We start from the raw sequence: 14,685 nt of genomic DNA on the forward strand, positions 1-14,685 counted from the left end.
ATCCTGTGGATGAGGTGCTTGGTTGGTTATTTTAAGACGTTATATTATTAAGGAAAAAATGCGGTTTTTGGTCGATATCTCAAGAGGATCTAAAGGCTATACCTTGGTTTCTGAAGGAAAAAGGGAGTTTCTTGTAGAGAAATCTCCTGAACAAATCATTGAAGAAACATGTAATTATTACGGATTTGATTTCCCAGGCGCCTTAAAAGCAGCTGCAAAAATACTTGAGGACGATAGACCAGGAGCATTTATCGTGAATCCAAATGAAACTGTATGTCTATTATCATCAAGATCACCCCTGAGGGCGGACAGCTATTTTATAAACGTCCAACAGATTCAATTTCTTGAAGGGATTGGATATGAGACTAAAGTATTTTTCGATGCAGAACATATCGTGACCATTCCTACTAGAAAAGTCCACCTACTTACCAGGAAAAACGCGGCGGAAAAACTCCGAAGAGTTATTTTAGAAAGAAATATAGGCAGCAAAAGTATTTTCAATAGACCCTATAGTGAATATTACTTCTGTAGGGAAACAGGGATTTATATGTTAAATGATGATGAATATGAGGAATAGGAGATTATGAGTCAACAACCCATGACTGAAGTCACATGGGTTCTTGACTCATTCCTAAAGGGGAGTGTCTTGGAAAACAAGGCGCACCCTTTTTTCTGAAAATGGAGATCATCACAATAGGCCAATAGGTCTGATTACAAGAACACTTCCACCTTTGAAAAATAGGTCGTTTTTCACTTTAACAAAATCTGACAAGGACTATTTGTTCAAAAATTGTAAAAATATTATTAATTAATAGAATTTGGGTAGAAGAATGATGAATTTTGTCCTAAAATTAGTGAGGCTTCAACTGATTTTGTTGAGATAGAATGAGTGTTTTAAAGGCGCTAGTATTCTACTTTTCAGCTCATGTAGATAACTTCAACCATTCTAAAAATCAACTAGATCAAAATCTATTAAAAGGAGATATGGGAAAATGAACATTCTTAAAAAGAAGTGGTTTATTCTTACTGCTGTTTTCACCCTGCTTGTTGGCTATGTTACGCCCTTAGCACAGGTTGTTGGTGCTGAAGATGGCTACATCACTGTTGAAGAGGCGATTGCCAATAACAGTGGAGTAGCAGTCGTAAAGGGGTATATTGTTGGCACAACCAAAAGCGGTGGCAATTATCAACATGAAGGTACTTTTTCACCAGCAACGAATATCGCCATTGCCGATGATGCAAATGAAAGAGATCCAGCTAAGATTCTTCCCGTACAACTTCCAACAGGGGCTGTCCGGACAGCATTAAACTTAGTTGACAACCCTGAACTTTTAGGTAAAGAAGTTTACTTAACAGGTACACTTGAAGCATATTTCAGCACACCTGGACTGAAAAACGTATCTGAATACAGCTTTGATGGGGTTCCCGAAAAGCCACCGATTGAAGGAATCGAAGGCCTGAAAATTAACGAAATTCAAGGCGAAGGTCATAACTCTCCTTTTAAAGGCCAGAATGTAATAGGTGTTGAAGGTATCGTTACTTATGTAGACGATGCAAGTAATTTTTATATCCAAGATCCGAATCCGGACGATAACGCTAACACATCTGAAGGAATTCTTATCTATAAAAGGAACCATGGCGTTAGTGTTGGCGACCACGTCAGTGTAGATGGACTTGTTAAAGAATGGATTCTTGAAGGCTATAGTGATATGTTGCAAACGGACTTAGCTACAACTGAAATCGATGCAAATATCGGCTCGGTTACGGTTATTGCTAGCAACCAAGATGTTCCTTCACCAGTTGTTATTGGAAAAGACATTTTCCCACCAACTGACATCGTTGATAATGATCAATTCTCCGAGTTCGACCCAGAGCAAGATGCAATTGATTTTTATGAAAGTATTGAAGGCATGCATGTAGCAGTTGAAAATCCGATTGCAGTTGGTCCCCAGAAATATGGAGAAATTCCAGTTATAACTGAAAGAGTAGAGAATAAAGTTTACACAGCTCCTGGTGGTCTACCACTTCAAGCTGATAATACAAACCCAGAAAGATTACATCTCTTGTTTGACGACCGTGACTATGTTGCCAAAGTTGGAGACAGCTTTAACGGTACCGTTACAGGTGTTGTAACTTATACATTCCAAAACTATAAAATTTTAACAGATGAATTACCTGAACTAGTTGAAGGTGATTTTCAGCCAAAACCTACTGATATCGATAAAGACGAATCAAAGTTAACGGTTGCAAATTACAATATGGAAAACTATGTCGGAACAAATGCTAACAAGACACAAAAAATAGCAAAATCAATGGTGGAAAAGCTAAATTCTCCTGACATTATTGGATTGGTTGAGGTTCAGGACAATGATGGTCCAACGGATAGTGGCACTGTAGATGCGTCTGCTAACTATGAAACTCTGATTGATGCCATTGAAGCAAACGGTGGTCCAACTTACGAGTGGACTGATATTGCTCCTGAAAATAAAGTAGATGGTGGACAACCTGGCGGGAATATTCGTGTAGGATTCCTTTATAACCCGGAAAGAGTCACTCTCTCTGAAGGAGAAAAAGGTGGCGCAACAGACGCAGTTCGTTATGAAAATGGTTCATTAACCCTAAACCCAGGCAGAGTTGAGCCAACAAATCCTGCATTTGAGAGCAGCCGTAAACCACTTGCTGCACAATTTGAGTTTAATGGCGAAGAAGTTATTGTCATCAATAACCACTTTAATTCAAAAGGTGGCGACCAGCCAATCTTTGGTAAAAATCAACCTCCATTCCTTGGAAGTGAAGCACAGCGGGTAGAAATTGCTACCATTATCAACAATTTTGTACAAGAAATCCAAACTGAGAATCCTGATGCAAATGTAGTCGTTATGGGTGACCTAAATGACTTTGAATTCTCTAACCCTATTCAAACACTAAAAGGCAGCGAATTAACAAACCTAATCGAAATGGTCCCTGCTGCTGAAAGATTTACTTATAACTATCAAGGAAATTCGCAGGTACTTGATCATATTCTTGTGACAAACAATCTTGCTGCTGGTGCAGAGGTTGATATTGTTCACATCAACTCTGCATTCATGGAAGCCCACGGACGTGCTAGTGATCATGATCCTGTCCTAGCCCAACTAGATTTGACAGGGGAAGAAGATGGACCATTCTCACTGTCACTTATGCACGTAAATGACACACATGCAAATGTAGAAAAGTATCCAAGACTTTATACTGCGGTTAATGAAGTTCGTGCTGAAAATCCAAATGCATTGCTTGTCGATGCTGGGGATGTATTCTCTGGAACTCTATATTTCAATCAGTATCTTGGTCTAGCGGACCTTTGGTTCATGAATGAAATCGGTTATGATGCAATGACATTTGGAAACCATGAATTTGATAAAGACTCTTCTGTCCTTGCAGATTTTATCAAAGAAATGAGATTTCCAATGGTAAGCGCAAACGTAAATGTTAGTGCTGACGCTGACCTTGCACCATTATTTAAAAATGAAATCACAAATGCTCCTGAAGCTGGAAGCATCTACCCTGCTATCATCAAAGAAATTGATGGCGAAAAAGTAGCGATTTTCGGATTAACAACTCCTGATACAGAAATTCTAGCTAGTCCTTCTGAGGATGTTGTGTTCGAAGATGAAGTTTTAAAATCGACTGAAACTGTTGAAGCTCTTGAAGCTGAAGGGGTTAATAAAATTGTCGTACTTTCCCATTTAGGGTATGGTCCAGATAAAAACTTGGCAGTTGAAGTAGATGGAATTGATGTCATTGTTGGCGGACATTCTCATACAATGCTTACTGCGCCAGAGGTAATCCAAAAGGATGAACCTACTGTCATTCTTCAAGCAAACGAATACCTGAAATACCTTGGTTTAGCAGACATCACTTTTGATGAGAATGGTGTTGTTACGGCTAGTGAAGGTCAACTTCTTAAACTAGCAGATTATGCTGCAGATGAAACCATGCTAGCAAAAGTTGAAGAGTTCAAAGGCCCTCTAGATGAAATAAAACAAACGGTTGTCGGATATACGGATGTTGTACTAGATGGAGAGCGCGCTAACGTAAGAACGAAAGAAACAAACTTAGGAAACCTAATTACAGATGCGATGCTTGAAAGAGCAAAAACAATGGTTCCTTCAACAACTATTGCCCTGCAAAATGGCGGTGGAATTCGTGCTTCTATAGACGAAGGTGAAATCACACTTGGTGAAGTTTTAACTGTACAACCATTTGCCAACTTGCTCGTCACTCTTGACCTAACTGGAGAAGAAATTCTTGCTGCTCTTGAGCACAGTGTGAGCAATGTTGAAAATGCTGCTGGTGCATTTTTACAGGTATCCGGACTTCAATTCAAGTATGACCCTGCAAAACCTGCATATGACAGAGTATGGTCTGTAGAAGTTCAAACTGAAAATGGCTTTGAAGCACTTGACCTTACAAAGACCTATACTGTTGCAACGAATGCATTCACTGCTGACGGCGGTGACGGTTATGGAATGTTTAAAGCTGCTAAGGACGAGGGTCGTATCAACGAATTGTTGATTGTCGATTATGAAATCTTAGCTGAACACGTTGAAAAGAACAGTCCAATTTCTCCTGTTGTCGAAGGTAGAATTATTGCTAGCGAAGAGCAACAGCCTGAACCACCAAAAACAGTTGAAGATGTTTTGGTTGATTTAGAGGAATCGATGGATGAGTATGCAACAACTGAAGAACTCACAGGTCCACTGCTTTCTCAACTATCTAATACTCATAAACAAGCAGAGCATCATTGGAATAAAGGCTCAGTAAAGAATAGCCTTAAGTTCATGAACAAATATTTAGAGCAACTTAATCATAAAACAAAACAGAAAAATATTTCTGAAGAAGCTAAAAAGGCATTATCAGAAAAAGCAGAATTATTGGTTGAGATGTTAGAAGCTAACGGAAAGTAAAACGAAACAAGCACTCCTTCTCGTTTTTTGAGGAAGGGTGCTTGTTTTTTTATGGTGCAAGCTAATGGTACGCTCCAACAAAAAACAGCATTTCCCGGGAAAATTCTTCATGGTGTTTGCCATGCCCCCACGAAATAATTAAATAGTATGTAGAGATTTGCTGACTTCTGTTGTGTAATGACTTTTAAAGAGGTATTTAGAACTAGAAAAATTTAACTTCCCATAGCCTAGTTTCCCCTAGGTAACCCTCTTCTTTTATAAAACAGCGTCAAAAACTCATAGAATACTTTGTTAGATTTTTAAATAGAATTCGCAATGTCATATTTTAATAGATTTTGGAGTTTTAATAGTGTTGAGTAATTTGTCAGAATATTGCATTATTTAATTGATACTAGAAAGGAGTGATTGTCTTTGAAGAAAACTGTTCTTGCACTAACATTAGGGGCCTCTTTAATCTTTACTGGGTCCGTTGCCTTTGCTGCCCCACCTTCTGGAGGAAAAGGTGCTTCACAAAAGGTGCAAAACCAAGCAACGATTCCTTATTATGTTGATGAGTCCAAATTGCCGTTTGATGCTTTAGAAGGCTATGAGACGGACCGGTATTGGGGTGTACATAAGGGAGCTGGATATCGAATTGAGGTCCCGAAAAATTGGAATGGTGAGCTTGTTTTATATGCACATGGTTTTCGTGGGACTGGTCTTGAGTTGACTGTAGAGCCTCCTGAAAGACTTAGACCTTATCTCCTGGAAAATGGCTACGCTTGGGCTGCTTCAAGTTATAGCACAAACGGCTATGATGTTACTCAGGGTGTTAAGGATACGCATGCACTCGGTTCTCTTTTTAACGGGAAAGTTGGAAAGCCTTCTCGTACATATGTAACTGGCCACTCAATGGGCGGACATATTACAGCAGTACTTGCCGAGCAATACAGCAACTCCTATGATGGTGCATTGCCAATGTGCGGGGTAACCGGGGATACAGAGTTGTTTGATTTCTTTACGGATTATAATGTGGTAGCGCAGTCACTTGCGGGGATTGAGAAAGAGGATCAGAAGACGATTCTTGATGCTGAGTATGCGGAAATTACCGTTCCTAATATTAAACAAAACCTTGGAATAAACGGTAAATTAACAGATGAAGGCCAAGATTTGAAAGCGGTAACAATGAACCTGACCGGTGGCCAGCGTCCACTGTTTGAGACTGCCTTTGCGACCTATAAAAATTTTCTCTTTGACCAATTACCTCCTCAGGGTGACTATGGTGTTGCCGCAGGCAATGTGGTTAACACAACGGATTCGGTTTACCAATTTGATGAGGATATGAGTAGTTTATCCGATGAAGAAATAGCTCTTAATGACGCTGTAGTGCGAGTTGTCAGTGACCCACAGACCAAGCAACAAGGGTTGACAGGTGTACCAAAGGTCAACGGTGCACACAAGATTCCAATGGTTTCTATGCACAATGTCGGAGATTTATTTGTTCCATTCCATATGCAGCAGCTTCATGCAGAGAGAGCGGAAGCTAATGGGAATGAGGAATTATTAGTTACCCGTGTTATTCGTGCGGTTGGACATTGTGACTTTAATGCAGATGAAGAGAGCGAAGCGTTTGCTGACCTTGCGAAATGGGTTGAAGAAGGCAAGAAGCCTACCGGTGATGACATTTTAAATCCAGAGGTTGTGGCTGATGAGCATTTTGGTACAGAATTTACACGTGGTTATAGAACCTATGATCCTGAAAGGTATCATACTCATGAATAATATCTGTTAACATATAAAAGTGCCTGACTCCCAGCGCTTTAAAGCAGCGGGGGTCAGGCACCATATCATTTCGAGTGAAAATTCATCAACGCATCATGAATCAAATACGCAGCCAGAGTAACTGTTTTATTATCTACATCATAAAGGGGATTCACTTCAGATAGATCAAAGGATAGGAGTTTTTTACTTGATGCGATATATCTTATGAGTGACCGGACTAGCTTTGGTTCAAGCCCAAATGGTGATGGCGCGCTGACTCCTGGTGCATAGGCGGAAGAGATAGCATCGGCACACAATGTAAGCATTATGTAATCCTGCCTTGCCGCAAATGCACAGATCTGTCCTTGAATCCGCTCCATATCTCCGAATGTCAGTTCCTCTTCTAAAATATAGTGGACTCTTTGCTTTTTAGCTGTTTCGAGTAATGATAAGGTGTTCCCAGCTTGCTGGATTCCTGCAACAAAATAACTCGAATTTGGCTCATTGTCTAGGATCTGTTTGAACATGGTCCCTGATGAAGATTGTTCGTCATAGGGTCTCATATCGAAGTGCGCATCAATATTGATGATTCCTAATTTGGCTTCTGGACCAATTGACTCCCTCACTCCAAGATAGTGTCCGTATAAAGTTTCATGTCCTCCACCTAAAATGATTGGAGTTACCTTCTTTTCAAGAAGCTTTCCTACCGCCTTCCCTAACTCTTGTTGGGCTTCTTCCATTCTTCCTTCTTCGCACTTGATGTTTCCAACATCGTAGAGGTTAGCGCTTGCAGATAAATGCCATGGCAGCTTTGCTAAGGCCATTTTAATTTTATCTGGAGCTTCTACTGCCCCACTCCTGCCATTATTTCGCTTAACCCCTTCATCACATTGATACCCTATGATGGCAAAGGATTTGGTAGTACTTTTATCTATCGTCATGTTGTTTAGGTCTGCTAAACGAACATTTTGATGATACCGAAAGCTTAAAGGATCCGTTATCGAGTCAATTCTTCCCCGCCAATTCTTTTTAGATGGATGAATGTACATGGCTCCTCCTTAAACAATCGCCTTTTAATAAAAGTATACTTGTGCGAAAGAAATTTACCAATACCTCAATACCCACATTTAAATTTAATCAAACGTTTGATTAAATTTAATTTTAGGCTCACCTAGCACAGAGATGTCACCAAAACTGGGTTCCTGTATAAACTGGAATAAAGGTGTTAAAGGAGTGGGAAGAATGCTACTTGAGTTAACCCTTTACCTTATCATTGGATTCTTTTGTTTATTGTTGACAAAGTCAACTTCGCCAAAAGAAATATTGAAGAACGTGCTATTTGTTTTGTTCTGGCCATATTTTGTCTTACTGAAATATGTAGAGTTCATTGACAAAGCAAAACAGGGTAGTCGAAAGAAATGATCCGCTTGGAAGCCAATCCGTTTAAAAACAAAAAGAAGAACACAATCTATGTTGATGAGATGTGTTCTTTTTGTTGTGAAGGATATTAAACTGTAGCATTTGATGGTTTAGGTACTTTGATGGCCTTTACCTCGTATAGTGCACCTTCAGAGCTAATGATATATTCAGGTTTTGGTTTACCAAGTTTCGCCTTATGACCAGCGATATGGGCATCACTTTTTTCCCATTGCTTCCAATGTTCCTCTGATTCCCAACGTGTCTGAATGACAACCTCTTCATCTCCACGACGAACTTTCTTTACCATTACAGTTGTATCAATGAAACCTTCTTGCTTTTCGACTAGCCCTTCTCCGCCAAATCGCTGTACAACTTTATCAGAGTTTTCCTCTGTAACAACCATTTTTCTCATTTGAACAAACATTTGCTATCGCTCCTCTGAAAGTGATTCTTTATCTTTTTATTTTAACTGAAAATGATTATCATTACCATTTATTTTTTTAAAAAAAGTATGGCTATCATATGGGGATGCTAGATACCCGAATTCACTGTGTTTTAGGGATTAGGGCATCTCCTCGATTCCCATACTGCTCCGCTTTTCCTGAGTATCGGAATTGAGACGTCTCCTCGGTGCCCATACTCTTCCACTTTTCCTGAGTATCGGCATTGAAACGTCCACTCGGTGCCCATACTCTTCCACTTTTCCTTAGTATCGGCATTGAAACGCCCACTCCGGTGCCCATACTCTTCCACTTTTCCTGAGTATCGGCATTGAAACGCCCACTCGGTGCCCATACTGCTCTGCTTTTCCTGAGTATCGGCATTGAAACGCCCACTCGGTGCCCATACTCCTCCGCTTTTCCTGAGTATCGGCATTGAAACGCCCACTCGGTGCCCATACTCCTCCACTTTTCCTGAGTATCGGCACTAAGGCATCATCTCGCTTGTCGAAGTTCAGATCAACGACTATTCGTGCGGTAATGCACAGTTTAGGCATGTTAAACCTTTTTCATATACAATCACTTTTTTAAAAAAATAAAGCCGAAATTAGTGGGGGAACTAATTTCGGCTTTTTATCAATTTTACAAATTCCTGGAAGTGCCAAGTTTTTGGGAATTAGGCAACTTTACTGACAGTTGTATCGGCTTTTTTATTGAATGTTTTACGTAAGAATGGAACCACCCAACGGTCTAAACCGTAACGTCCTGCGTTGAAGCCAGCGAACAGAAGGATGAATCCAAAGAAGATGTCTGTTGGGTTATGAGATACAGTTCCTGCTAAGAAGAAGCTGAAGTTCATCACTAGACCGAAGAACATTGCCGCTGTTGTTAAGCAACCAAGGATTAAGCCAAGACCTACTAGGAATTCTCCTAATGGAACGATGAAGTTGAACAACTCAATGTTTGGTAGTGCAAAGCTTTCTAAGAAGTTGACATACCAGCTATAAACGGGTGCTCCATCTGGTCCAGTTACTGGATTTGCTACTGCATTATTTAGATATCCAGAAGCATCAAAACCTCCAGTTAATTTTCCCCAGCCTGCTGTCATCCAAGCATATCCTAACCAGATACGGATAACTGCTAATATACCTGCTGCAATTTTGTTTTCTCTTAAAATATTTGCGAACATAATGATCGCTTCCTTTCGTTTTTCAATTTTTTATTTTGGTTTATAAGTGATGTTATTTAGTACACTTTGAATATATCAGATTCGAATATAAAATAAGTGCCGCAGTGATAAAGTTCACAGTTTAGTAAAAACATTATGACGAACATGTGAATCTGGTAAATGTCAGTAGCATTTGGCAAAAATTAGAATAGTGTGTGTTAGTTATTTACAGTTGCTGCTGCCTTTTTATTAAATGTTTTGCTTAAGAACGGAACCACCCAGCGGTCTAAACCGTAACGTCCTGCATTGTATCCAGCGAATAGGATGATGGCTCCAAAGAAAATGTCTGTTGGGTTATGAGAGACTGTTCCTGCTAAGAAGAAGCTGAAGTTCATCATTAGGCCAAAGAACATTGCGGCTGTTGTTAAGCAACCAAGGATCAAGCCAAGGCCTACTAGAAATTCACCTAATGGAACGATAAAGTTGAACAATTCAATGTTTGGTAATGCAAAGCTTTCTAGGAAGTTCACATACCAGCTATAAACAGGCGCTCCATCTGGTCCCACGACCGGATTCGCTACTGCGTTATTTAAATAACCTGACGCATCAAAGCCTCCAGTTAATTTTCCCCAACCTGCTGTCATCCAGGCGTATCCAAGCCAGATACGGATAACAGTTAAAATACCTGCGGCAATTTTGTTTTCTCTTAAAATATTTGCGAACATAAGGATCGCTTCCCTTCGAATAAATGATTTAATTGATTACACTCATAATATATCAGAATTCACGGTGAAAATGCTGAGTACGTGAACAAGTTCACAATTTGTTAATAACATCTTGTCAGAATTGTGGCAATGACAAAAATCACTGTCACCATCTGTTTTCCCAAAGTTTATTTTTATAGAATTGAATGTGTTTAGTGCAATGTTTGTTCAATATATTCGTTGTTTAATGGGACAACTTTCACCTTTTGACAAGCTCAAATTTAATTGATAGTTTAATGGTCAAAAGAGTCCTTGAGAGAGCCTGTCATGGACAAAAATCCCCTTCGAGATGCCAAAACTGTCCTTGAGCGAGCTTGTCATGGACAAAAACCCCCTTTAAGTTGCCAAAAGTGTCCATGAGAGGGCTTGTCATGGACAAAAACCCCCTTTAAAACGCCAAAACTGTCCTTGAGAGAGCCTGTCATGGACAAAAATCCCCTTTAAGTTGCCAAAACTGTCCTTGAGCGAGCTTGTCATGGACAAAAATCCCCTTTAAAACGCCAAAACTGTCCTTGAGAGAGCTTGTCATGGACAAAAACCCCCTTTAAAACGCCAAAACTGTCCTTGAGAGGGCCTGTCATGGACAAAAACCCCCTTCGAGATGCCAAAACTGTCCTTGAGAGAGCTTGTCATGGACAAAAATCCCCTTCGAGATGCCAAAACTGTCCTTGAGAGAGCCTGTCATGGACAAAAACCCCCTTTAAAACGCAAAAACTGTCCTTGAGAGAGCCTGTCATGAACAAAAACCCCCTTTAAAACGCAAAAACTGTCCTTGAGAGAGCTTGTCATGGGTAGCGCCCTTTGGAGTACGAATTAAGTCATTTTTTTAGAGAATGGTTTTTTTCTCACAAAATTCAAAGTATAGTGGAGGTATACATACCTATAGGAGTGATTAGATGAAAGCATTGTTTCATGAAGGAATTGCTGGCATGGAAGGTTTGACTTACGGGGACATGACCGAAGTGAACCCCGGCCCCGGTGAAGTAAGAGTAAAATTGAAGGCAGCTGGTTTGAATCACCGAGATTTGTTTGTTCTCCATCGTCACCAACCCACTGACCCAGCTTTGATTGTTGGATCTGATGGAGCAGGAGTGATTGATGCAGTTGGAGAAGGTGTTGTCGGGGTTGAAGTTGGAACTGAAGTGATTATTAATCCTGGACTTGGTTGGAAGAACGTTAGCGATGCACCTCCGGAAGGCTTTGAAATCGTTGGGCTCCCTTTTCACGGGACCTTTGCTGAGCAAATCATCGTTCCGGCAGAAAATGCTGTGGCAAAACCAGAGCATTTATCATGGGAAGAAGCTGGTGTATTGTCATTGGCTGCTTTAACTGCATATCGAGCATTAGTGACGAGAGGTCAAGTTCGCCAAGGGATGAATGTGTTTATTCCTGGCATTGGTGGCGGGGTTGCAACGTTTTTATTACAGTTTGCCATTGCAGCTGGTGCAAATGTTTATGTGACATCTCGGTCTGAGGAGAAACGAGCAAAAGCACTGGAACTTGGGGCTAAAGCAGCAATTGATAGCCATGAGGACTGGACTGATGCACTTAGTGGAGTGAAAATGGATCTTGTGATTGAGAGCGTTGGAGCTGCAACGATTAATCAATCACTGAAACAACTACGACGTGGTGGGACGATTGTGATCTTCGGCTCCTCGACTGGAGACCTTGTTGAGTTAAATTTACGTGAATTTTTCTATGGACAATATAATCTTCTCGGGTCGACAATGGGAAGTGCAGAAGAACTTAAGGATATGCTCGAATTTATCTCTCAACATAAAATAAAGCCTATAATGGACAAAATGTACCCACTTGACCAATTTGCAGATGCCTTTAAGAGATTGGAAGAAGCTAAGCAGTTAGGTAAAATCGGTTTTTATGTAGAGTAATTATATCTAAAAACAACAAGGCACCATCCGAAGCTGATGGTGTCTTCTATTCATATACTCTATTTGCCTCTGATTAGCTGCATTCGTTGGTTAAATAGAATTGGATATGACAGATACCCGAGCATAGTGCTAGTGACGGCGGCGGTCGTTAGGAGCAGAAAGAGTATAAGCAACTGAAATTGCACTGCTTGGATTGGGTCGGCTCCGGCAATGATTTGCCCGCTCATCATCCCTGGCAGTTGGACGAGTCCCATCGTTTTCTGGCTTTCAATCGTCGGAATCATACTCGCTTTAATTGCCTGCTTTAGCTGGCTATGAACGGCTTGCTTCGGGGTTCCTCCGAGTGACAGAATCAGCTCTGTTTCATCCTGTCTTGCCTCCAACTCAGCTGTGAATCGATTTAAAAAGAGAATCGCAAGTACCATCGAGTTCCCGATTACCATCCCACTGATTGAGATAATATATTGTGCTGTTGGCGGTGTTATTCTGAATCCGAGCAGAATACTTTGCGTTAGAATTTCAACAAACACCAGCGTAGCCGCAACCTTCCAGGTAATCCCCCGAATAGCTGCGCCTTTTTTTCGTGCATTTAAGGTCGCCGTCACAATCATAAGCGTGACCATCAGAAAAATAAAAAGAAAATTTTCAGTATCAAATACAAACTGAAGCACATACCCGATAGCCAACAACTGGATAATTGAACGAACGGTGGCAATAATGGTGTCCCTTTCTAACCCAAGGTTCAGCGTTTTCGATAAAACAAGAGGGATAAGGACAAAAATCAAAGTGATGGACAAAGTTAGATAACTCATTCTTCCCCTTCTCCCTTCACAAAGCGCTGGACCTTTTCATTTTCAGGAGACTTTAGCAGTTCACTTTCTCCTGTTTCGACCACTTCCCCCTCCATCATGACCCACGTATAATCTCCAACTTGGATGGCCTGCTGCAAATTATGAGTAATCCAAATGATGGTCACCCCGTATTTCTGATTGATTTTTACAATAAGCTCTTCAATATCTTGAGTCGAAGTTCGATCAAGCGAGGAGGTGATTTCATCCAGTAATAAAATCTGCGGGCGGTTAACAAGTGTGCGCGCAATCGAAACCTTTTGGCGCTGTCCTCCCGATAAATCCTTGATACTACGATGTAAGAAGTCTGCCCCTAACCCAACATCCTCCAATAATTCTGCTGCCTCCTGCTCTGGTAAGGTCTGCCCTTGTAGCTCCATTGGCAAAGCCATATTGTTCATGACCGTCCCTCTGACCATCGGAGCACTTTGGAGCGCAATCCCTACAAGCCTCCTTAGCTGAACAGGTTCATAGCTGTTAATATTTTTATTTTTAATAAAAATCTCCCCTGAATCTGCCGATAACAAGCCATTGCACAACTTCAGTAAGGTTGATTTTCCTGCACCTGAGGGCCCGACTAATGTGGTAATTCGGCCTTCCGGAAAGGAACCGGTAATTTCTTTTAAAATATGTACATCCTCAACAGAATAATGAACATGTTGAAAATGGATTGCCGGGATATATCCCTCATCCACCACTGCTTTTCACTTCCCTTTTTTCACATATTTCTAGTTATGTGTTTTAGCTTCCACTGTTATCTATTCTAATTTTCACTTTAGATGGATGCAAATAATCTGGTATGGTGGAGGTTTTCGGGGTAAAAGTCTCCACAAAATAAAAAGCCGAAATTAGTAGGGGGGTACTAATTTCGGCGTCAATTTATATAAATTTAGGGGGATTCCTTTCAAGTTTATGCTACTTTGTTTGCTGTTGGCGCTTCTGCCTTTTTGTTAAACGACTTGCGTAAGAATGGAACTACCCAACGGTCTAAGCCGTAGCGGCCTGCGTTGTAGCCTGCGAACAGAAGGATGAATCCAAAGAAAATGTCTGTTGGGTTATGAGATACAGTTCCTGCTAAGAAGAAACTGAAGTTCATCACTAGGCCGAAGAATGCTGCAGCTGTTGTTAAGCAACCAAGGATTAAGCCAAGACCTATTAGGAACTCACCTAATGGAACGATGAAGTTGAATAATTCGATGTTTGGCAATGCAAAGCTTTCCAGGAAGTTAACATACCAGCTATATACTGGCGCTCCGTCTGGGCCCATGACTGGGTTCGCTACTGCATTATTTAGATATCCAGAAGCATCAAAGCCGCCTCCAGTTAATTTTCCCCATCCTGCTGTCATCCAAGCATATCCAAGCCAGATACGGATAACGGCTAGGATACCTGCTGCAATTTTGTTTTCTCTTAAAATATTTGCGAACATGAAGATCGCTTCCCTTCACTGATAAAATTTATAAGTTATTTA

General features: G+C 40.7%; 13 protein-coding genes. 5 read left to right on the forward strand and 8 right to left on the reverse strand.

From position 1 onward, the window contains the following. Positions 1 to 22 precede the first annotated feature (22 nt). The 3 genes from LG336_RS23930 (at position 23) to LG336_RS23940 (ending at position 6,707) form a co-directional block, all read left to right on the forward strand. Positions 23 to 577, forward strand: coding sequence for a competence protein ComK (locus tag LG336_RS23930; protein WP_404329980.1), 555 nt, complete (start codon positions 23 to 25; stop codon positions 575 to 577). 415 nt (positions 578 to 992) lie between these two features. Continuing rightward, entirely contained in the window at positions 993 to 4,946 is a 3,954-nt protein-coding gene (locus LG336_RS23935; RefSeq protein ID WP_404329981.1) for a 5'-nucleotidase C-terminal domain-containing protein, read from the forward strand. Between the two features lie 411 nt (positions 4,947 to 5,357). After that, on the forward strand, positions 5,358 to 6,707 hold the full coding sequence (locus LG336_RS23940) for a hypothetical protein (protein WP_404329982.1): 1,350 nt from the start codon (positions 5,358 to 5,360) through the stop codon (positions 6,705 to 6,707). 65 nt (positions 6,708 to 6,772) lie between these two features. Here the strand turns inward: LG336_RS23940 and hutG are convergent, their stop codons facing one another. Further along, positions 6,773 to 7,735 carry a formimidoylglutamase gene (hutG, locus tag LG336_RS23945; RefSeq protein WP_404329983.1) on the reverse strand — a complete coding sequence of 321 codons (963 nt, stop codon included), beginning with the start codon at positions 7,733 to 7,735 and terminating at the stop codon, positions 6,773 to 6,775. 193 nt (positions 7,736 to 7,928) lie between these two features. Here hutG and LG336_RS23950 point away from each other — a divergent pair, with 193 nt between their 5' ends. Beyond that, positions 7,929 to 8,108, forward strand: coding sequence for a hypothetical protein (locus tag LG336_RS23950; RefSeq protein ID WP_404329984.1), 180 nt, complete (start codon positions 7,929 to 7,931; stop codon positions 8,106 to 8,108). An 85-nt stretch (positions 8,109 to 8,193) separates the two neighbouring features. On the opposite strand, the gene LG336_RS23955 is transcribed toward LG336_RS23950, so the two are convergent. From LG336_RS23955 to LG336_RS23970, 4 genes are all read right to left on the reverse strand, one after another. Further along, the gene (locus tag LG336_RS23955) at positions 8,194 to 8,529 is read right to left on the reverse strand and encodes an antibiotic biosynthesis monooxygenase (protein ID WP_404329985.1); all 336 of its coding nucleotides are present in this window, start codon (positions 8,527 to 8,529) and stop codon (positions 8,194 to 8,196) included. A gap of 121 nt (positions 8,530 to 8,650) precedes the next feature. After that, on the reverse strand, positions 8,651 to 9,004 hold the full coding sequence (locus tag LG336_RS23960) for a hypothetical protein (protein ID WP_404329986.1): 354 nt from the start codon (positions 9,002 to 9,004) through the stop codon (positions 8,651 to 8,653). A 217-nt stretch (positions 9,005 to 9,221) separates the two neighbouring features. After that, positions 9,222 to 9,734 carry a DoxX family protein gene (locus tag LG336_RS23965; RefSeq protein WP_404329987.1) on the reverse strand — a complete coding sequence of 171 codons (513 nt, stop codon included), beginning with the start codon at positions 9,732 to 9,734 and terminating at the stop codon, positions 9,222 to 9,224. Positions 9,735 to 9,931: 197 nt separating this feature from the next. Then, the gene (locus LG336_RS23970; RefSeq protein WP_404329988.1) at positions 9,932 to 10,438 is read right to left on the reverse strand and encodes a DoxX family protein; all 507 of its coding nucleotides are present in this window, start codon (positions 10,436 to 10,438) and stop codon (positions 9,932 to 9,934) included. A gap of 935 nt (positions 10,439 to 11,373) precedes the next feature. Here LG336_RS23970 and LG336_RS23975 point away from each other — a divergent pair. After that, positions 11,374 to 12,366, forward strand: coding sequence for a zinc-binding dehydrogenase (locus LG336_RS23975; protein WP_404329989.1), 993 nt, complete (start codon positions 11,374 to 11,376; stop codon positions 12,364 to 12,366). Between the two features lie 59 nt (positions 12,367 to 12,425). On the opposite strand, the gene LG336_RS23980 is transcribed toward LG336_RS23975, so the two are convergent. The 3 genes from LG336_RS23980 to LG336_RS23990 all read right to left on the reverse strand — a co-directional run bounded on the left by LG336_RS23980 (position 12,426) and on the right by LG336_RS23990 (position 14,643). Further along, positions 12,426 to 13,178 (reverse strand): ABC transporter permease, encoded by a 753-nt coding sequence (locus LG336_RS23980; RefSeq protein WP_404329990.1) that lies wholly within the window; start codon positions 13,176 to 13,178, stop codon positions 12,426 to 12,428. Beyond that, entirely contained in the window at positions 13,175 to 13,909 is a 735-nt protein-coding gene (locus LG336_RS23985) for a phosphate ABC transporter ATP-binding protein (RefSeq protein WP_404333271.1), read from the reverse strand. The genes LG336_RS23980 and LG336_RS23985 overlap by 4 nt, the downstream gene beginning before the upstream one ends. Before the next feature lie 215 nt (positions 13,910 to 14,124). After that, entirely contained in the window at positions 14,125 to 14,643 is a 519-nt protein-coding gene (locus tag LG336_RS23990; protein ID WP_404329991.1) for a DoxX family protein, read from the reverse strand. Positions 14,644 to 14,685 lie beyond the last annotated feature (42 nt).

The organism is Mesobacillus maritimus (genome assembly GCF_044803185.1).
Classification (GTDB): Bacteria; Bacillota; Bacilli; order Bacillales; family Cytobacillaceae; genus Mesobacillus_B; species Mesobacillus_B maritimus_B.

Bases quoted from the DNA above. Each gene is read 5' to 3' on its own strand.
- LG336_RS23935 (WP_404329981.1), top strand. From the start codon at position 993: ATGAACATTCTTAAAAAGAAGTGGTTTATTCTTACTGCTGTTTTCACC.
- hutG (WP_404329983.1), bottom strand. From the start codon at position 7,735: ATGTACATTCATCCATCTAAAAAGAATTGGCGGGGAAGAATTGACTCG.
- LG336_RS23950 (WP_404329984.1), top strand. From the start codon at position 7,929: ATGCTACTTGAGTTAACCCTTTACCTTATCATTGGATTCTTTTGTTTA.
- LG336_RS23955 (WP_404329985.1), bottom strand. From the start codon at position 8,529: ATGTTTGTTCAAATGAGAAAAATGGTTGTTACAGAGGAAAACTCTGAT.
- LG336_RS23960 (WP_404329986.1), bottom strand. From the start codon at position 9,004: ATGGGCACCGAGTGGGCGTTTCAATGCCGATACTCAGGAAAAGCGGAG.
- LG336_RS23965 (WP_404329987.1), bottom strand. From the start codon at position 9,734: ATGTTCGCAAATATTTTAAGAGAAAACAAAATTGCAGCAGGTATATTA.
- LG336_RS23970 (WP_404329988.1), bottom strand. From the start codon at position 10,438: ATGTTCGCAAATATTTTAAGAGAAAACAAAATTGCCGCAGGTATTTTA.
- LG336_RS23975 (WP_404329989.1), top strand. From the start codon at position 11,374: ATGAAAGCATTGTTTCATGAAGGAATTGCTGGCATGGAAGGTTTGACT.
- LG336_RS23980 (WP_404329990.1), bottom strand. From the start codon at position 13,178: ATGAGTTATCTAACTTTGTCCATCACTTTGATTTTTGTCCTTATCCCT.
- LG336_RS23990 (WP_404329991.1), bottom strand. From the start codon at position 14,643: ATGTTCGCAAATATTTTAAGAGAAAACAAAATTGCAGCAGGTATCCTA.